The sequence below is a fragment of the Acinetobacter sp. TTH0-4 genome (assembly GCF_015602665.1).
GTDB lineage: Bacteria > Pseudomonadota > Gammaproteobacteria > Pseudomonadales > Moraxellaceae > Acinetobacter > Acinetobacter albensis.
The window spans coordinates 2,318,777-2,338,622 of record NZ_CP059079.1 but is presented as its reverse complement, the minus strand read 5'-3'; the positions used below and the strand labels follow the sequence as shown (position 1 = coordinate 2,338,622).

Annotated in this window: 14 protein-coding genes, 2 tRNA genes and 1 rRNA gene; 9 read left to right on the top strand and 8 right to left on the bottom strand. The window is 40.7% G+C overall.

Features of this window, described 5'->3' with window-relative positions; all coding sequences use genetic code 11:
- Window positions 1–15 precede the first annotated feature (15 nt).
- The 4 genes from H0S58_RS10925 to H0S58_RS10910 are packed head-to-tail and all read left to right on the top strand — an operon-like array spanning window position 16 to window position 3,581.
- The gene (locus H0S58_RS10925; RefSeq protein WP_092718116.1) at window positions 16–840 is read left to right on the top strand and encodes an acetyl-CoA carboxylase carboxyltransferase subunit alpha; all 825 of its coding nucleotides are present in this window, start codon (window positions 16–18) and stop codon (window positions 838–840) included.
- Complete coding sequence (tilS, locus tag H0S58_RS10920) at window positions 777–2,144, top strand: tRNA lysidine(34) synthetase TilS (protein ID WP_195726525.1); 1,368 nt, start codon at window positions 777–779, stop codon at window positions 2,142–2,144. The genes H0S58_RS10925 and tilS overlap by 64 nt, the downstream gene beginning before the upstream one ends.
- Window positions 2,145–2,153: 9 nt before the next feature.
- Window positions 2,154–2,984: a pyrroline-5-carboxylate reductase gene (gene proC, locus H0S58_RS10915; RefSeq protein ID WP_053578689.1), complete on the top strand. Its 831-nt coding sequence runs from the start codon at window positions 2,154–2,156 to the stop codon at window positions 2,982–2,984.
- Window positions 2,985–3,011: 27 nt separating this feature from the next.
- Entirely contained in the window at window positions 3,012–3,581 is a 570-nt protein-coding gene (locus H0S58_RS10910) for a YggT family protein (protein WP_053578688.1), read from the top strand.
- Between the two features lie 216 nt (window positions 3,582–3,797).
- Here H0S58_RS10910 and polA read toward each other — a convergent pair whose 3' ends face one another.
- Window positions 3,798–6,563 carry a DNA polymerase I gene (gene polA / locus H0S58_RS10905; RefSeq protein ID WP_053578687.1) on the bottom strand — a complete coding sequence of 922 codons (2,766 nt, stop codon included), beginning with the start codon at window positions 6,561–6,563 and terminating at the stop codon, window positions 3,798–3,800.
- Window positions 6,564–6,725: 162 nt separating this feature from the next.
- Here polA and H0S58_RS10900 point away from each other — a divergent pair, with 162 nt between their 5' ends.
- Window positions 6,726–9,422 carry a DUF2339 domain-containing protein gene (locus H0S58_RS10900; RefSeq protein WP_195726524.1) on the top strand — a complete coding sequence of 899 codons (2,697 nt, stop codon included), beginning with the start codon at window positions 6,726–6,728 and terminating at the stop codon, window positions 9,420–9,422.
- A gap of 99 nt (window positions 9,423–9,521) precedes the next feature.
- On the opposite strand, the gene H0S58_RS10895 is transcribed toward H0S58_RS10900, so the two are convergent.
- Window positions 9,522–10,448: a mechanosensitive ion channel family protein gene (locus tag H0S58_RS10895; RefSeq protein ID WP_053578685.1), complete on the bottom strand. Its 927-nt coding sequence runs from the start codon at window positions 10,446–10,448 to the stop codon at window positions 9,522–9,524.
- Between the two features lie 9 nt (window positions 10,449–10,457).
- Window positions 10,458–11,279, bottom strand: coding sequence for a hypothetical protein (locus tag H0S58_RS10890; protein WP_053578684.1), 822 nt, complete (start codon window positions 11,277–11,279; stop codon window positions 10,458–10,460).
- 100 nt (window positions 11,280–11,379) lie between these two features.
- Here H0S58_RS10890 and gspE point away from each other — a divergent pair, with 100 nt between their 5' ends.
- Complete coding sequence (gspE, locus tag H0S58_RS10885) at window positions 11,380–12,867, top strand: type II secretion system ATPase GspE (protein ID WP_053580252.1); 1,488 nt, start codon at window positions 11,380–11,382, stop codon at window positions 12,865–12,867.
- Window positions 12,868–13,212: 345 nt separating this feature from the next.
- On the opposite strand, the gene H0S58_RS10880 is transcribed toward gspE, so the two are convergent.
- From H0S58_RS10880 to H0S58_RS10860, 5 genes are all read right to left on the bottom strand, one after another.
- On the bottom strand, window positions 13,213–13,638 hold the full coding sequence (locus H0S58_RS10880; RefSeq protein ID WP_092718098.1) for an organic hydroperoxide resistance protein: 426 nt from the start codon (window positions 13,636–13,638) through the stop codon (window positions 13,213–13,215).
- A gap of 114 nt (window positions 13,639–13,752) precedes the next feature.
- Complete coding sequence (locus H0S58_RS10875; RefSeq protein WP_053578682.1) at window positions 13,753–14,577, bottom strand: carbon-nitrogen hydrolase family protein; 825 nt, start codon at window positions 14,575–14,577, stop codon at window positions 13,753–13,755.
- Between the two features lie 24 nt (window positions 14,578–14,601).
- Window positions 14,602–15,120 (bottom strand): anti-anti-sigma factor GigB, encoded by a 519-nt coding sequence (gene gigB / locus H0S58_RS10870; protein ID WP_053578681.1) that lies wholly within the window; start codon window positions 15,118–15,120, stop codon window positions 14,602–14,604.
- Window positions 15,121–15,233: 113 nt separating this feature from the next.
- Complete coding sequence (gene gigA / locus H0S58_RS10865; RefSeq protein WP_053578680.1) at window positions 15,234–16,202, bottom strand: RsbU family protein phosphatase GigA; 969 nt, start codon at window positions 16,200–16,202, stop codon at window positions 15,234–15,236.
- Between the two features lie 120 nt (window positions 16,203–16,322).
- Window positions 16,323–17,246, bottom strand: a complete 924-nt coding sequence (locus H0S58_RS10860) for a VacJ family lipoprotein (protein WP_053578679.1) — start codon at window positions 17,244–17,246, stop codon at window positions 16,323–16,325.
- Between the two features lie 541 nt (window positions 17,247–17,787).
- On the opposite strand from H0S58_RS10860, the gene H0S58_RS10855 reads away from it, so the two are divergent.
- From H0S58_RS10855 to H0S58_RS10845, 3 genes are all read left to right on the top strand, one after another.
- A 16S ribosomal RNA gene (locus H0S58_RS10855) occupies window positions 17,788–19,327 on the top strand.
- Window positions 19,328–19,385: 58 nt separating this feature from the next.
- A tRNA-Ile gene (locus tag H0S58_RS10850) sits at window positions 19,386–19,462 on the top strand.
- 86 nt (window positions 19,463–19,548) lie between these two features.
- Window positions 19,549–19,624: transfer RNA gene (locus H0S58_RS10845), tRNA-Ala, on the top strand.
- Window positions 19,625–19,846: the final 222 nt, after the last annotated feature.

Genomic DNA, 19,846 nt, shown 5'->3' with positions numbered 1-19,846 from the left:
GATAATGGTCGACCTATGAAAAATAAAGCTGCTCAATCTAAAGCATGGACAACAGTTCAAATTGCGCGTCATCCAGAACGCCCGCAATTCTTGGATTATGTTGGTGAAATCTTCACTGAATTCGATGCTTTACATGGAGATCGGGTGTTTGGTGATGATGGTGCAATGATCGGGGGCTTGGCACGTTTTAATGGGCAGCCAGTGATGATTGTTGGTCAACATCGCGGTCGTAGCACGCGTGAGAAATTGCAACATAATTTTGGGATGAGTAATCCAGAAGGTTATCGTAAATCACAACGTTTACTGGATATGGCAGAACGTTTTAATTTACCTGTATTTACCTTTATTGACACTATGGGTGCATATCCTGGTGTGGGCGCGGAAGAACGTGGTCAGGCAGAAGCGATTGCCACCAGTTTGGCTCAGCTTTCAAGTTTAAAAGTGCCTGTGATTGCGACTATTCTTGGTGAAGGTGGTTCAGGTGGTGCGCTCGGTATTGGGGTAGCAGATCGCGTGATTATGTTATCTCACAGTATTTATTCAGTAATTTCACCTGAAGGTTGTGCATCAATTTTGTGGAAAACTGCAGAAAAAGCGGAGCAAGCCAGTGAAGCTCTAGCACTGACCGCAGATAAACTCAAAAAAATGGGTATTGTGGAATATGTGGTAGATGAAGGTGAAGGAGCACATGTGCAGCCTGAACAAGTTATGCAAGCACTTAAAGAAGTTTTACAACAAGCTTTAGAAGAATTGCAATCGATGGATGCGAATGAGAGATGCGAAGCACGTTACCAGCGTTTGATGAAGTTTGGCAGCGACAATTTAGGTCTAGCGTCTTAAATCAAATTCAGCACTTTCCATCGGAGAGTGCTTTTTTAATTGGGTGTAGTGGTGGCATAGATTCTATGTTGCTACTGCATTTAATCTCTGGTCTTTTTCCTGAAAAAGTTCGGGCCATTTATATTGATCATCAATTGCAACAAGACAGTGCAAATTGGGGGCAATTTGTGGCTGAACAATGTCTATTACTCAATGTTCCTTGTTTGATTGAAGCTGTTTACGTTGAAACAGGTAATCTAGAACAGCAAGCACGTGCAGCACGTTATCAAGCCTATTCAAAACATCTAAAACCCAATGAAATTTTAGTTCTGGCCCATCATCAACAAGATCAGGCGGAAACCTTAATATTACGTTTGCTGTCTGGTGCAGGGGTGCAGGGGTTGTCTGCGATGCGAAAAGTCGATATTCGTGAACAGTTCACACTTTGGCGACCGTTGTTAGATATCTCTCGTGAGCAGATTTGCCAATGGGCAAAGCAACTAGATGTGCAAAATATTCAAGACATCAGCAATCTGAATACTCATTATGATCGGGCATGGTGTCGGCATGAACTGTGGCCAGTATTACAGAATCGTTATCCTAAAATGCAACATGCTTTAGCGCGAACCAGTTATTTGATGCAGGATGCCAACGATATTCTTCAAGAGATTGTGCAGCAGGATTTAAGCCAATGTACGACAGCGACTGAAATAGATCTAAAAGAAATAGCCTTACTTTCTATACCACGGCAACGACAGCTTTTATCTGTATGGATGAAGGGGCAAGATCAATATCGTCCAAGTTTCGAGATGGTTGAGCGCTTACGCAAGGAAGTGATAGGTTCTAAGTTAGATGCACAGGCCGCCTTACACTGCAATCAGTTTTACTACGTCCGCTATCAGCAAAAAATTTACCGTTTGAGTGCAGCTGAATATCTCGCTGCTCAGAATGAATCAGATATTTTACCAGAAACCCTTCAAGTACAATTGGATCAAACATTTCACCTCATGTCAGGAGAATATTGTGTTGAATCAAATCCAGTGGGTTTGTCCACCACATTATTGGGTAAAAATTTAAAATTGGTTCGACGTCAAACGGGGGAAAAAATTCACTTACAGGGTCGTGTTGGATCTTGGCCTTTAAAAAAAGCAATACAAGAAGCACGTATTTTTCCTTGGCAGCGTCATACAATTCAAATATTAAGCATAGATAATGTTATGCTTGGTGTTTTTACACCCAAAGGTTTTTGGTTGGCTCACTCTGAGTATTGTGAAGTCGGTGGCTGGCAACCAAATTTAATCTCTTCGTTAAAAAAAATCAGTTGAGTAGGATTCATGAGTGCAGCATTAAATTGTAATATTTGTTTTATTGGCGGTGGTAATATGGCCCAAGCCTTAATTGGTGGGCTAATTTCACGTGGATTGCCTGCAACACGTATTACAGTTTCCGATCCTGTCGAAAATGTACGAGTTTTTCTCTCAGAAAAAGATGTGCATGTGACCGATGATAATGTTGCTGCCATTCGTGATGCGGATATCGTTGTTTTTGCGGTGAAACCACAAGTACTGACCAATGTACTCAAACCGCTTAAAGGTCTGTTTACTGACAAATTAGTGATGTCGATTGTGGCTGGTGCTGAAATAGCCACCATTGCTCAACTCTTGGATACAGACCAAGTTGTTCGCGTGATGCCAAATACTCCAGCTTTGGTACAGACTGGAGCACATGGTTTGTATGCGACTGCTGCGGTAGATACACAAAGTCGTGAACTTGCTAGTCAAGTTTTAGCTGCAACTGGACTGACAATTTGGGTAAATTCAGAAGCTCAAATTGATGCAGTCACAGCAGTTTCCGGTTCTGGTCCAGCATATTTTTTCTATATGATGGAAAGCATGATTCGTGCAGGAAAAAACTTAGGTTTAGATGAAAAAGTGGCCACTGCATTAACCTTGCAAACCGCTTTGGGCGCTGCACAAATGGCGATTACGAGTGCAAATACACCTGCTGAATTACGTAAAAATGTGACTTCGCCAAATGGGACGACCCAAGCTGCACTTGAAGTATTTGATCGTGCGCAAATCTCTCAAAATATTCAGGCTGCTTTGGCTGCTGCGCAAAAGCGTAGCCAAGAACTTGCTCAAGAGTTAAGTGAAAGTAGTAAATAACGTGTTTTTATTTAGGAAAGTTCCAGTATGGGTGCAAACTCTGCGCTGATTTTTGGCATTATTATTAACGTAGCGATTTTGCTCGTATTCTTCCGTTTTCTCATGCAATTGGCAGGGGTGAATGCTTATAATCCAGTAGTATTGTCTACCGTTAAAGCCACAAAAATCGTTGATATATTTAGTCGAATTTTTCCGACTGTCGCAAATGGCCGTGTTAACCTCGCAGCATTAGCGCTTGTGTTACTACTCTATTTGCTTAAAATTTTTGGGGTCATGTATTTATCAGGTGCGATGCCGAATAGTCCTGTTCATTTGGTTATTTTAACTTTTGTGACCATGATTCAAGATTTAATTCGCTTCTGTCGTTACTTGATTTTTGCAACGATTATTTTGAGTTGGGTGGTAATGTTTACCCAGTCTCGTTCACCGTATATTGAAGTGATTCAAGAATTGGCAGAACCTTTATTGGCACCTTTTCGTCGAATTTTGCCCAATATGGGAATGATTGACTTATCACCGATTATTGCGTTTTTGACCTTATATATTGCAGAAATTATTATGAACCAAGTTGCCATTGTGCTTTTAACTGGTTTATAAAATTTGCTGTAAAAAAAAGGACTCACTCGAGTCCTTTTTTTATGGGAATTTTTTCTTCTCGTATGAGGAGTTAAAATTTAATATATTCAAAAACTGAAAAAATATTTAGATTTTTAGCAGGCTATATTGCTCAGCTTTAAACAGTAGAGTGCGGAGTCTTACTTTGACTGAGCAATAGAGTTGATCTACTAAAAGAAAAATACTGATTTCAGCTTGTTAATGTGCTTCATCCCAGTTATTGCCTTTACCTACTTCAACAATTAAAGGCACTGAAAGCTTCACGACTGATTGCATTATGTCTGCCAATTTGGGTGCCAATTCATCGGCCAGATCAGCATCAACTTCAAAGACCAATTCATCGTGAACCTGTAATAACATTTTGGCTTGATCTTTGGGCAGCATTTTATCAACTTCAATCATGGCTATTTTAATAATATCCGCAGCACTACCTTGCAATGGTGCATTAATAGCAGCACGTTCAGCCGCTTTACGTACCATCATATTTCGTGCATCAATGTCTGGTGTATATAAACGTCGACCTAAAATCGTTTCAACGAAACCTTGTTCTGATGCAATTTGACGGGTACGTTGCATGTATTCATAAATTCCCGGATAGCGATGGAAATATTGCTTAATGTAGTTCTGTGATTCTTCTCGGCTAAACCCTAATTGGCGAATCAGACCAAATTCAGACATGCCATATAACAGACCAAAGTTAACTGCTTTGGCTTGACGGCGTTGGTCATGCGTCACATCCTCAAGTTCAATGCCTAAAACTTCAGCAGCAGTTCGACGATGGACATCTTGACCATGCTGAAATGCATGAACCAATGCTTCATCTTGAGAAAGGTGTGCCATTAAACGCAGTTCAATTTGTGAATAATCGGCTGCCAACAATACTCGACCTTCAGGTGCGACAAATGCTTTACGAATTTGACGACCAATTTCTGCACGAATAGGAATGTTTTGCAGATTGGGGTCCGTTGAGGATAAACGACCCGTTGCAGTTAGGGCCTGATGATAGCTGGTATGGACTCGCGCACTGTCATTATTGGCCTGTTTTTGTAAGCCGTCAGTATAAGTACTTTTAAGTTTTGAAAGCCCACGATATTCTAAAATGAGCGCGCTAATTGGGTGATCAATTTTTTCTAAAATACTTTCACTGGTGCTGTATTGACCAGTAGACGTTTTCTTACCGCCTTTAATGCCCAGCTTCTCAAATAATATTTCACCGACTTGCTTTGGTGAACTGACATTAAATGGTTCGCCTGCCAATTCAATGACTTGCTGTTCTAAATTTTGAATAGTATTTGAAAATTCGACGCTTAATTGATCAAGAAATTTCAGATCAAGTTCAATGCCATTTTCTTCCATGTGGGTTAGGACACGAGCCACTGGCATTTCAATTTTATGTAAAATACTGTCGAGTTCAGGTGAGGCTTTTAATTTTTCAGACAATACTTCGTAGAGGCGATAAGTAACATGCGCATCTTCAGCGGCATAATGTGCGGCTGTTTCGATTTCAATCTGATTAAAAGTTTTTTGTTTAACGCCTTTGCCTGCAACCTGTTCATAGGTCGTGGTTAAGTGGCTTAAATATAAACGTGCCACATCATCCATGCCATGACGTGTTGCTACAGAGTTAACAACATAAGAGGCTAGCATAGTATCGAAATACCAGCCTTGTAATTCAATGCCATGATTTTGCAAAATGTGTGCATCATATTTTAAATGATGTCCAATTTTGTCAACGGATGCATTTTCTAAAATAGGCTTAATTTGGGATAGGATTGTTTCACGATTGAGTTGTTCAGGTGCGCCTTCATAATCGTGTGCCAACGGAACGTAGTAAGCATCATCCGCATCAAAAGCGACTGAAAATCCGACCATTTCAGCAATACGGTAATCTAAACTGGTGGTTTCAGTATCAAAAGCAAAACGTTTTTCGGTATTTAAGCGTGTGAATAAGGTATCCCAATCTGCTTGACTGAGTACTGTATGATACGTCGCTTGCCCCAATTGATCATCTACACTGGTCGAATCAGCTTGATCTTCGGTTGGAATATTTTGTTGCGGACGTGCAGATGCTTGAATGGCTTGAGCGCTTTGTTTATAGACTGAACTATTTGGATTGTTGGGATGATCTAATGATTGTAATTGGTTACGAAACTCAAGTTCAGTATATAAACTGCGCAGTTGCTCGACATCTGGATCACGCAATTTAAGGTCGTCATGCGTGAGATTTAAGTCTAAATCAATCACAATACTGGCCAATTGGTGATCAAGAGTAATGCCTTCCACATTATCTTTAATGCTTTGACCCACTTTGCCTTTAATCTGGTCGACATTTTCTAAAATGCCGCCAATTGAACCGTATTCTGTTAAAAGTTTAGCCGCAGTTTTCGCACCTACACCAGGTACACCACGAATGCCATCCGATGCATCACCCATCAATGTTAAATAGTCGATAATTTGATTGGGCCATACACCGAATTTTTCAAATACGCCATTGACGTCCATGGGCTTGTCTTTAAAGCTGTCTTCTAAAGTCACTTTATCCGTGACCAATTGGGCCATGTCTTTATCGCCAGTGGAAATAAGAACTTGATGACCCTCTTTTTCAGCGCGTTTAGCCAGCGTTCCAATCACGTCATCCGCTTCAGCCCCTGGAAGCGTATAGAGAGGAATACCGAGCGCCCGAATCAAATTGTGAAGATAGGGAATTTGTTGTGACAACTCATCAGGCATGCTTGGACGATCACCCTTATAAATAGGGGAAAGCACATGACGAAAAGTAGGTTCAGGTGTATCGAAAATCACGGCCATGTGGGTCGGTTGAATACGGCGCATCAATTTTTGAATTGCAGAAATCGCACCACGAATTGCGTTGGTCTGTAAACCTGTAGAAGTGGTTAGTGGTGGCAGTGCATGGTATGCACGAAATAAAAAATATGAGCCATCGACCAAAACAAATGGTGGCATTGAAAGAGTCCTAATTCAAATAACAGGGCTATTGTACGTGATTTTACCCATGAACATAGAACATCATAAAGTCAGGTGTTACCGAATATCTGATGAATGCTTAAAAATCAAAGTCTGAGCTGTTGTATGATCGGATTAAATAAAGGTTGAGATCCATAAATAATGCACAAAGGGCAGAGCGAAATCCGGATGATTTGGCTGATGGTATTGATTATAGTCGGTGTAGGGGCTTGGTTTTTAGATGTGCGTCTATTGACTTATTTGTGTGCTTTAGCTTTGGTGATGAGTGTCATGCACTATGTCGATGCGATCCAAACACCCACTGTAAAAATGGCTGAAGAAATACGCTTCCCTGTTCAAGAAACCTCTAAAGTGCCTTTATATCTTGCTGTGATTGTTGCGCTTGTCGGTGTTGCCATGGCGTGGACATGGATGGTTGCAACTGGAATTACGCTCTGGATTTTTTTCTTTCTACGCTGGCTACGACGTTTAGAGTATTTATTCAATCAAATACAAACACACTTATCTCAAGTTGGTTCTTCACCTGATGCTGTGATAAAAAATCAATTCCCTCAGCCAGCCTTCACTCAAAACAACACTTCTTCCGTTGGTTTAACTGATCAATTGAATCAATGGATCTTTCAAGGTAATCCTGTATTAAAAGTGGCGATACTGGTACTGGTTATGGGGGTTGTACTTTTACTGCGCTTTGCGACAGAACATTGGCAAATCAGCCTAACTTTTAAACTGATTTTAGTTGCAGCTATGAGTGGGGTAGTTACAGCGTTCGGATATTCTCTTTATTCAAAAAACCGTAGTTTTGCCTTGGCCTTAGAGGGTTTAGGTTTAGCCACTTTATTTCTGACGCTATTTTTTGCTTACTACAATGCGGTCATTCCAAACGTATGGATGGCTGCTTTATATTTTATAGGGATTATGGCTGTAACTTTACTGTTGAGCTTAAAACAACAATCAGTTGAACTGGCTCTTATGGCCCTGATGGTTGCCTATCTTGCACCTTTTACCTTGCCAGTACGTAATGCAACTGCTGTTGAACTGGTGGGTTATTATGCGGTCATTAATATTGCCGTGGCAATTTTAAATACTTTACGCCCTTGGAAAATACTCAACCAAATTGCATTTTTAGTCACGGTTTGTGTGGGTGGTGGATACGCCTTTTATCAAGGAGATGTATCCCAACGTAATGCATTAAGCCTCTTGATTATTTTGCATACAGCTATCTTTGTTTGGTTGAGTTTTCGTTTTAGTCAGCTTCTTGCCAAAGCAGATGTTGAGCAATTTAAACTGAAGCCTGCATTGGATCTTGCCCTGATTTTTGGCGCACCTATGATTGCTTATATTTTCATTTATTTCATGTATTTTGATGAAAAAATTTGGCAAGCAGGTGCAAGTTTGGTCTTTGCTTTGGTCTATGCACTCCTGTATCAAGCGTCTAAGCATCATCATGCAGTGTCTCTGATTTCACAAAGCTATTTCAGTTTAATGCTGATTTTTTTAGTCTTGATCCCGCCCATTCTTTTACCTGAGCAATGGAGTGTGATGGGTTGGGCCGTTGAAGGGCTGCTTATTTTTACCTATGCGCTGTACCGAAAGTCAGGAATTAGTCGTTATCTTGCGATGGGATTATTCATCGTTGCTGGATTATCCAGTATTTATTATTGGGTCGAATTAAGCGTATTTCCACGTGGCATGTATTGGAGCTTATGTGTGAGCTATTTTGCTGTCATTTTGATGGCCAATAGTCGAGAGAGTTTTAGATATCAACTGAGTAATTCTACTCTTATTTTTCATTGTGTGCAGATGCTGTCCGCAACGACCATGTTAATCGTATTACTGTTAAATGAAATTGATCATTCACACCAATTCGTCATGAGTTTATTGATCGTCAGTGGATGGTTTTTGCTCATGAATGAACTGATGTTGGCGGGTAAGGCGACATGGTCATGGATTTGGCCAAAATGGATGGGACTTATTCCAGTACTGGTTTTTGCGTTGATTATTGTGCTTGATCAAAGTCAGCAGGGCGTTATTGTATGGTCATCTCCTTTTAACCGTATCGGTTTTGCTGTATCGGGTTTAATACTGGCTTTATTGTGGTTGCGTCCTGCATTGGGATTGCGGAGTGAAAAAGAATGGATGAGTTTGGGTGCTTTGCTGAGTCTCGCGCTCAGTAGCTTAACCTTAGTCCCCAACATGCCTTATATGAGTGTGGTGATTTTACCTTTAATGTTTTGTGCGTGGTGTTATAGGCAGAAAGATCATTCAGACTGGGCCATGCTATGGCAATCACGAAGTAGTTTGGGACTGATGATATTTTGGATGATTGGTTCACAAATGTTGGCCCAACAGGCTTTTCAAGGCTATTTCATGCCTGTCTTGAATCCTTTTGATCTGGTCAGTATCGCAATGTGGATCAGTTTTATTTGGATGCTGTCTTTACAGCTGAAATCAGGTCTAGATCGGGGGATTGTCGCGGTATTAGCGGTACTCAGTTTGCTTTGGTTAAGCAGTTATATTGTACTGCGTGCACTACATGTCTATTTGGGTACACCCTTTAACGAACTCGCTTTATGGAAAGATAGCACGGTTCAACTCAGTTTTACTTTACTCTGGGTCAGTTTGGCCTTTATGAGCATGAGTCTCGCCAGTCGGAAAAAATTACGTTCAGTTTGGATTTTAGGTGGCAGTATTTTAGTGATTGTTACCCTGAAACTGGTACTGTTTGATTTATCTCATGTGGGGACTTTAAGTCGAGTCATTTCATTTTTAGGTGCAGGTTTTGTGATGCTCATCATTGCTTATATTGCTCCGATGCCAGAAAGTGAGAACATGACCTAATCCACATTTTCTTATCTTGATTGAATCAGATTGTAGAATATACGATTTGATCTAAATATTGATCAATAAAATCCCCCCTGAAGGGGGAGAGAATTTGGATTATTTTAAATTGGGTTCGCGTTTGATTTCTGCTGCATTTGTATATTGATCAACTTCTTCATCATTTAAAAGATGCTGATTTGGTGGTCGGTCTACAAAACCCATTTTAGGTACTGGAATTTCAATTTCATTGTCTAAAAAGCCATTTCGGATTCTTTCTTGCATTTCATCACGAACTTTAAAAAAGTTTTCGCGGTCACACCAAATTGCAAATAATAGTTCAATCGAAGATTCACGAAAGGCTGTCACTGTTACTGCAGGTTTTGGATCAGCCAAAACCAAAGGGTATTTGGTCGCAACATCAATTAAAACTTCACGAACTTTAATGATATCTTCATGAAAATTAATGGCTAAAGTAATGGGAATACGCCGTATTGGAAATTTAGACAAGTTGTGTACTGGGGCTCGAATGAGTTGTTCGTTCGGAAGGCGTACGTATACATTGTCAAGCGTCAATAATTTGACTGACAATAAGTCAATCGAAATCACTTCACCTTCAATTGTATGCCCGCGAATTAGGGTCAATTGAATCGTATCGCCAACTTCAAAAGAACCCTCACCAATTAAAAATAGGCCGCTGATTAAATTGCTGGCCGAAGTTTGAGAGGCGAAACCCAAGGCGACGGTTAAAATACCTGCCGCACCCAAAAAGACACTGAGTTTAAATCCAGCCTCTTTTAGACTGGCCATCACAAAAATGAGAAAAATAAAATAGAAAATACCGCGACGCCAAACCAGTCGCTGATGGGCATTAAAACGTGAACCAATAGTACGAATAAATGCATTTGAAATAAATCTGGCAATCAGGAACCCAATAAATCCTAAAGTCAGTGCGACCAATATTTCAGTCAACCGATCGGTATTAATATTGGTAAAAATCCCCTTAATACTGCTGGTAATTTCTTTTGGGATATTCGAATCTGGCATAGTATCCCCTTAGAAAAATGAATCGAACATATTGAATAAAGCACCCGCCGCCGAACGCGGTGGATGAACATATATGACTTCACCTGCATGCGGTGGAGTACGGTTTTCGATCCGAATCCGAGGCGGTCGGTCTAAACTTTCATGCAAAACTTTAATTTGTGACGTCCATAAACGTCCTGTGCTTTCACTATAAAAAAGTGGCAAGGCTGGAACAGGTACATTCATTCGGTCAAAACGTAACTGTTGATGGCTGGTATTGTGAAATTCAATTGGAGTAACTGCACGAAAAGAACGTGGTTTTAACAGGTGTAATTCAGTACGACCGTCTACAGCAGTGGCATAGCAAATTTCTCCACTACGATGGTTCGGGCCAAACCAAGTATCTTTTGGCAGAATCACTGGAATATCAAATAATGGATCTCTTTGTCCTTCGACAAAACCTGCAATCCACAAAGGCGTACTAATATAAAGTGTACCGCGCTGCCCCGCAGGAATATAAATGGGATCGACTGGTTTGATGACAACCGAGCGATCAGCCAAGCGTGGCATCAATTGCAACTTGGCTTGAGTAGATTTGAACATATAGCGTTCTATTTGGACAGGTTGCGGAAAGCCAAAATTAGGATCTTCGATTTCATGCCATTTTTGTTCATAGTCATATTGAACCTGTGGGCGATGAAACTCCAGCCGCCACTCTTGAAGCCCACGTGTCAAGCGAAACAATAAAGAACCAAATTGCCATGCTTTAGGCTGATTAAGTTCAAAGTTATATTCACCCCACCATTTTAAGTTTGGGTGATCTGGTTCGACCAGCTCATTATTTTTAAACAACAGCACACTTCCTATATTGCTTAATCAGTAAAAAACAGACTTCACGCTGTCATTCGCTTAGAGTACACTCAAATCAATTTATCCATCATTATAAACTTTGATGCAAATACTTAAACAACTACAAATACCTTATAGTTTTGCTAAACGCCATGGTGTACTACTTCGATACGAAGGCGATCAGGCTTTTATTATGCGTCGTAGCAATACGCCTATGCTGGCGATTCAGGAAGCACGTCGCTATTTGGGATATTCTGCACAACATCAATTGTGTAGTGAACAAGAATTTCACCAATTCCTCAGTTCGAGCTTCGCAGGCGATACTGGCGAATCTCAACAAGTGGCAGCGGGTCTAGAAGATCACCCTGATTTGCTGAGTTTGGCAGATTCTGTCCCTGAGGCTGAAGATTTGATGGATCAAGAAGACGATGCTCCCATTGTTCGATTGATCAATGCTTTACTTTCAGAAGCCATTCGTGTTGGTGCCTCAGATATTCATATCGAATCTTTTGAGAAGAAACTATCCGTTCGGTTACGTGTTGATGGTCAACTTCGAGAAATTGTGCAACCTCGGCGTGAACTTGCGCCACTTTTGGTGTCACGTATTAAAGTCATGGCCAGATTAGATATTGCTGAAAAGCGTGTGCCTCAAGATGGGCGTATCTCTTTAAGACTGGCAGGCCGTGAAGTTGATGTGCGTGTTTCAACCTTACCATCCTCGCATGGTGAGCGGGTGGTGATGCGTTTACTCGACAAGCAGGCTGGGCGTCTCAATATGACCCATTTAGGGCTCATGCAACCTGACTATGAACGACTGACTCATTTGGTCCATCGTCCGCACGGTATTATTTTGGTGACTGGGCCAACAGGTTCGGGTAAAACCACAACCTTATATGCAGCTTTATCTGACCTGAATGATGGCTCAAAAAATATTTTAACTGCTGAAGACCCGATTGAATATCAACTAGAAGGCATTGGCCAAACACAGGTCAATACCAAAGTAGACATGACCTTTGCGCGTGCTTTAAAAGCCATGTTGCGTCAAGATCCTGATGTTGTTATGGTCGGCGAGATTCGTGATTTAGAAACTGCAGAAATTGCGGTTCAAGCTTCACTTACAGGTCATTTGGTGCTTTCAACTCTGCACACCAATACTGCGATTGGTGCTGTTACACGACTTAAAGATATGGGAATTGAACCATTTCTACTGGCAAGCTCATTAATTGGGGTAATTGCACAGCGTCTTGTACGGACTCTATGTCCACGTTGTGCAACATGGCATGAAGCGGATGCATTTGAAATTGAAATTTTTAAGCCGATACAAAACAATATTGAACTAAAATTGCCGCAACCTAAAGGTTGTGAACATTGTTCACATACAGGTTTTATGGGCCGTACTGCTATTTATGAAATTGTACCTGTAGATGATCATATGCGTCGTTTGGTTCATGGTCATGCTGCGGAGTACGAAATTGAAGCCTATGCGCGTCAGCAATCGGGCTCTATTCGTGATGATGGCTTACGTAAAGTATTGGCTGGTAAAACGACTTTAGAAGAAGTACTTCGTGTGACGAATGAAGCGGCGGATTAAAGCGAAAATATTTGAGTTAATCTAGAGGGATAGGTTGCTGAGCCTAATCAAGCTTGGCATTTTTACCTCTTAAAAATGTACTCAATTAATTTTAACTTTTCTCAATTTAACTTTGAAAAGAATCAATTGAATTTTACTTGAAGATGAAAAACACAATAAGGCATCAAAGATTTGCTTATAAGTAAGATTTTTTATTTTTATGATTTTATTTAAGGTTAGGTTTTTGAGTCTAATGAAAAAAGCAGAGATCGTTGATTGTAAATCATGACTCACCTAAACGTCCTATCCTGAGACACTATAAATACGTCATTTTAGGATAGGACGACTCGACTAAAATTATTAAATTTAGGTAATCACATTCAACGTCACATCAATATTACCACGCGTTGCATTTGAATATGGGCAAACAATATGGGCTGCATCGACTAATTTTTGTGCCTCTGCTTGATCCATTCCTTCTAAATGAATATTCAGTTTGGCCTCAATACCAAAGCCTGTTGGAATAGGCCCAATACCTACTTCACCTTCAATATAAGCATCTTTACTAATATTCAATTTATCACGGCTGGCCACAAATTTCATTGCACCTAAGAAGCAAGCAGAATAACCTGCTGCGAACAATTGTTCAGGATTGGTTCCACCGCCAGCACCGCCCATCTCTTGAGGAACCGCCAGTTTTACATCTAAAATTTCATCCGATGAGGTAGCACGCCCATCACGACCACCTGTTGCTTTGGCCTTTGCTGTATAGACTGTTTTTTCTAAAGACATGTTTTAGCCCTATCAATTTTATTTGAGCTTCTATCCTGTGGGATATACAGGAAATAATAAGCAGTTGTTTTGTAATTTTTCTATATCGAATATTTGATTGTAAAATGAAAATACTTAATAGTTTATGAGTTTGCGATGCTGCATTAAAGGCATAGATTCACGAATTTTTTCTTGCTCTACAAGATCGAAAGGGACTGTGATGAGAGCTGTACCTTCTGTGTGGATGATATCTAAAACTTGACCACGACAATTGGTTGCACCCGTATGCCCCCAAGTCTGACGTTTTTGACCGTGCCAACCTTGCTGAGCTGCACCCAAAACAGTGCATTGACTATCCATGGCACGTGCTTGCAATAAGAGCTGCCAATGCATTTGACCTGTTGTATAGGTGAAAGCTGATGGTGCAGTCAAAATATTTGCACCTTGGTGACGTAAAGTTAAGGCCAACTCTGGAAAACGTAAATCATAACAAACCATTAGACCAATATTGCCAAAAGGTGTTTTTGCGATTACGACATCTGTGCCTGGTTCAAAAAATTGAGATTCTTGGTACCCCCCCACTGCATCAGCGACCTGTACATCAAATAAATGTATCTTGTCATAACGTGCTTTTGTACCTTCAGGACTAATACATAAACTGACTGTACGAACACGACCATCTTGGATCGTCGAACCATCAGGGCGAAAAGGGCAAGGGAGTGTGCCAGCGACTAGCCAAATTTGATATTGATGTGCCAATTTTTCTAAACGTTGCTGAATACTTTCAAACTGCTGCGCAGTTTCACGTTGTTTACCGCCTGCAAAACAGATGAAGTTTTCAGGAAAAACAATAAGCTCAGCACCCGCTGCTTTACTTTGTTGTATCAATGACTCGATCACAATGAAATTAGTTTCAATATCATCTTGGGAATTCATTTGCACAACAGAAAGTAAAGTCATCGGGCACGCCTTTAAAAATATGATTTAAACGTTTTGCTGAGGAACTTGCTCTAAATTATCTTGTTCTTTTTGCAATTGCTTAACCAAAGGTTCAAACATATTTTGGTTATTTTCATTCAATTTCATCAGTGTTTTATGGGCATCTAAAACAGTACTTAACATTGCATTATGAGTAATATGTTCTTCGATTAATTCTCGTGTGCAGAGTTTCGGATCACCACAATAATTTAAAATCACAAACACCTGACCCAAACCCATACTGTTGGCCAAAATAGTAATATCTGGATTGGTCGATAACATGATGGCCTGAATATGATGAATTTGTTTAAGCTTTATACCGAGCTTAGCAAGAACACCTAAAACAGTACTATCAATAAATGAAGTTTGGGTTAAATCTACGATTGCACCAACCACATTGGATTGTTGTTCAATTTTACTCAAAAGTTTGTCTAAACTAATACAAGATTGGGCACGCACTTCGCCAATAAGCTTAAAAATATGCGTTCCATTCAAGCTTGCATATTCAACATGACCTGTTGACATATAAATGCCATTTTCAGAGAAGGATTATAAAATTATCACATACGCTTGGTGCAGACTCAAGTGTTCTACAGTGGTGGTTTGATTAGTTGAAAGTTAACATATTGATTATATGGTTAATTCATTCGGCATAAACTTAAGATCGCAATGTCATCTGCAACATGTTCAGGGGCTTGAAAAGATTGATTTTGCAAATGGAAGACCAGTTTTTCAAATTGTTCATTCAAGCCGCCATCAAAAGGTTCAAGCGCTCCATCTGAACAAATAATAAAACGAGCATGGCGTTTGAGTACACACTCATATTCTTCGACCTCAAGATCTTCGGTCAGTCCTAATGGAAAGCTGCTGGTATTTAGAATTTTAGGGGGATGATTTGGTTCAAAAATAATGGCAGGAGGATAGTGACCAGCACTTGACCAACGTAATTGATGGGTTTCTAGATTTAAAACGCCAGCAATCATCGTAATATGCTTTTCAATATTTTCTTGGACCAACATACCATTCAATTTTTTAATTAATTCACGCGGTGTTTTTGAGCGCCCATGAAATGCTGCCATCCACGAAGTCAATAAACTACTGGTGACGCCATGTCCAGAGACATCAGCCAGATAAAACATGATCTCTTTATCACTGATTTTCCAGTAATCATACCAATCACCTGACAAATAAGCAGAAGGTTGAAACAGTGTTTCTACCTTATAGTTCATTAATTCGATTGGATTAGGCAGTAAACACTTTTGCAAATAAGCAGCCGACGGAAGATCGCGACTATCTTGATTACGTTTATATTGAGCATCAATTTTGAGTAATGCACTTTCAGGATCAGATGGTAATTTGTTCCATACCCAACCTGCCAATGCCCCCATCTGCCAAGCTTGAGCTAAAGCAGCACCTTCATTTTCAAAGGCAAGTACAATCGTCGGCAGTGACCATTGGTGAGTAACATAATCCTGTACATCTGCAATCGCAATAATAGTAGGATCATACAAATCAATATCATCTATGTGAATCATTTGTACACTAGGAAGCGTACGTATTACCTGATCTAAATAAGGAATATTGCGAGTCGGTTGAATGAAATACATATAAAAATTGTGTGATCCTGAGAGTGTTAACGCATGTAAAAAAATTGGTGATGAGTCGGGCAGATTCTATTCATCACTTTTTAATAAAATAAAACGTAAATGCGTATTAAACATTAAGACTTATGGAGCATTGTTCTCGATGTCATTTTGTTCTGTGCCATTATCAAGCTCATCGAATTCATCATCAATAAACATATTTTCAGATTCTAGTCCTTTTTTTTCTGCAATGGAGAAGTTTTTACGTTGCAAGTAAATATCGCGAATAGCGGCATATTTATCGCCTTGTAAAACATCTTCGACCTCTAAAATTTGTGATCGTGCATCTAAGCCACGTAAAGTTTGTTCTGTCCAATAAAGACCATCATTATCTTCAAATAAATATTTCTGCAAACGTGCCTGACTATCTGCTGCTAATCCTACAGTATCACGAAAAGTGCTTGGGCCGAAAATGGGCAAAACCACATAAGGGCCTGAAGGAACGCCGTAATAACCCAAGGTTGTACCGAAATTTTCATCTTCAGTATTTAAGCCTAGATGCTGTGCAGGATCTGCTAAACCTAGGGTCGTTAAAGTATTAACAGTAAAACGCCCCAAAGACTCTGCTGCACGAAGTGGCCGACCTTGAATCAGTTGATTGACCGCATTCCATGGTTCACCTAAATTTTTACGAAACTGATGATACGAATCACGAACATCAGAAGGTACTTTTTCCTTGTATTGAACAGCTAAAGGGCGTGCAATATTGCGATCTAAAACATCATTAAAAGCATAAATCTGTCTGTTGAGCGGTTGTAATGGATCTTTTTCGCTTTCTGGTTGGTTCGCACTGGCATTTACTTTCAAATCTTGAGCTTTTACATTTTTTAATTCTTGTAAAGCTGCTTTTAAATGAGGCAACTGCTGGGATTGAGACTGTTGTGTTGAAGATGTTGCTGGGATAGATGAAATAGAAGATTTATCACCCTCAACTGAATCATTTGCAAACCCAGGAGAAATTAACCCCAAAGATAAAAGGCTAGCCCAAACATAATGAGAAGAATGCATAAAAAATCCTAGAGCTTTATATAAGCCAGTGTTTAAAGCTAAAAATATGAATAAAAATATATTAACAGGTCTTTGCCGCTGAGTATTAAAACAAATTTGATCAAAATGTGTATGAAAAAAAGATAAAATGTCTAAAAATCACTCAAACAATCATTAAGCGTTAAAAAAGGGGTTGTGTAGTGATTAAAATGCTGTAGAATGCACATCCATCGGCGGTGATGTTGATTAAAACTTGTTGAGAAACAAGGATTTAGCTTAAAGGGTTAAATCTAAGGATCTTAAAGAAGTTTAAAAATAATCAATAAAACCAGTTGACTCTTTAAGAATAAAGAGTAATATAGCCGACCTAGCTTGCTGGTGACGAATCAGCAAGAAGATCATTAAGAGCTTATGAAGAACAACTTGTGTGGATTTTTACTGATTGATTGATCGAAATTATTTTCATTGATTAATGGTAGAAATTACTCGAAGTTTATTTGAGAAATATTTGTCAGAAAATTGATGAGCCAAGATTGGTGCCCTATAGGTACTAAGCAATATTAAACTGAAGAGTTTGATCATGGCTCAGATTGAACGCTGGCGGCAGGCTTAACACATGCAAGTCGAGCGGGTAAAAGTAGCTTGCTACTTAACTTAGCGGCGGACGGGTGAGTAATACTTAGGAATCTGCCTATTAGTGGGGGACAACATTTCGAAAGGAATGCTAATACCGCATACGTCCTACGGGAGAAAGCAGGGGATCACTTGTGACCTTGCGCTAATAGATGAGCCTAAGTCGGATTAGCTAGTTGGTGGGGTAAAGGCCTACCAAGGCGACGATCTGTAGCGGGTCTGAGAGGATGATCCGCCACACTGGGACTGAGACACGGCCCAGACTCCTACGGGAGGCAGCAGTGGGGAATATTGGACAATGGGGGGAACCCTGATCCAGCCATGCCGCGTGTGTGAAGAAGGCCTTTTGGTTGTAAAGCACTTTAAGCGAGGAGGAGGCTACTCTAGTTAATACCTAGGGATAGTGGACGTTACTCGCAGAATAAGCACCGGCTAACTCTGTGCCAGCAGCCGCGGTAATACAGAGGGTGCGAGCGTTAATCGGATTTACTGGGCGTAAAGCGTGCGTAGGTGGCCAATTAAGTCAAATGTGAAATCCCCGAGCTTAACTTGGGAATTGCATTCGATACTGGTTGGCTAGAGTATGGGAGAGGATGGTAGAATTCCAGGTGTAGCGGTGAAATGCGTAGAGATCTGGAGGAATACCGATGGCGAAGGCAGCCATCTGGCCTAATACTGACACTGAGGTACGAAAGCATGGGGAGCAAACAGGATTAGATACCCTGGTAGTCCATGCCGTAAACGATGTCTACTAGCCGTTGGGGTCTTTGAGACTTTAGTGGCGCAGCTAACGCGATAAGTAGACCGCCTGGGGAGTACGGTCGCAAGACTAAAACTCAAATGAATTGACGGGGGCCCGCACAAGCGGTGGAGCATGTGGTTTAATTCGATGCAACGCGAAGAACCTTACCTGGTCTTGACATAGTAAGAACTTTCCAGAGATGGATTGGTGCCTTCGGGAGCTTACATACAGGTGCTGCATGGCTGTCGTCAGCTCGTGTCGTGAGATGTTGGGTTAAGTCCCGCAACGAGCGCAACCCTTTTCCTTATTTGCCAGCGGGTTAAGCCGGGAACTTTAAGGATACTGCCAGTGACAAACTGGAGGAAGGCGGGGACGACGTCAAGTCATCATGGCCCTTACGACCAGGGCTACACACGTGCTACAATGGTCGGTACAAAGGGTTGCTACCTAGCGATAGGATGCTAATCTCAAAAAGCCGATCGTAGTCCGGATTGGAGTCTGCAACTCGACTCCATGAAGTCGGAATCGCTAGTAATCGCGGATCAGAATGCCGCGGTGAATACGTTCCCGGGCCTTGTACACACCGCCCGTCACACCATGGGAGTTTGTTGCACCAGAAGTAGGTAGTCTAACCGCAAGGAGGACGCTTACCACGGTGTGGCCGATGACTGGGGTGAAGTCGTAACAAGGTAGCCGTAGGGGAACCTGCGGCTGGATCACCTCCTTAACGAAAGATTGACGATTGGTAAGAATCCACAACAAGTTGTTCTTCATGATGTATCGATGGGTCTGTAGCTCAGTTGGTTAGAGCACACGCTTGATAAGCGTGGGGTCACAAGTTCAAGTCTTGTCAGACCCACCAAGTCTACTAACTGAAATAATGAAGAGATGAGAGTCTTGGAGTTGAGTTACAAACGAGAGATACATAAAGCTAATAAGTGATAAGCTGGGGACTTAGCTTAGTTGGTAGAGCGCCTGCTTTGCACGCAGGAGGTCAACGGTTCGACTCCGTTAGTCTCCACCATATATTGTTCTTCAATATATAAGCTAAGAAGTTAGATTATAGAATTTAATAAATAAGATCATGATTAAATGATTTTTTAATTTATTAAGTTCTGTGATTTATCACAGTTACCTACGGTCTGACGAAGACGTAGTTAATCATTAACAGATTGAGAATTTGAGTTGAAATAATTGTTTGAACTCAGAACTAATTCAGCATTGACTGTAATACGCAAGTATTTCA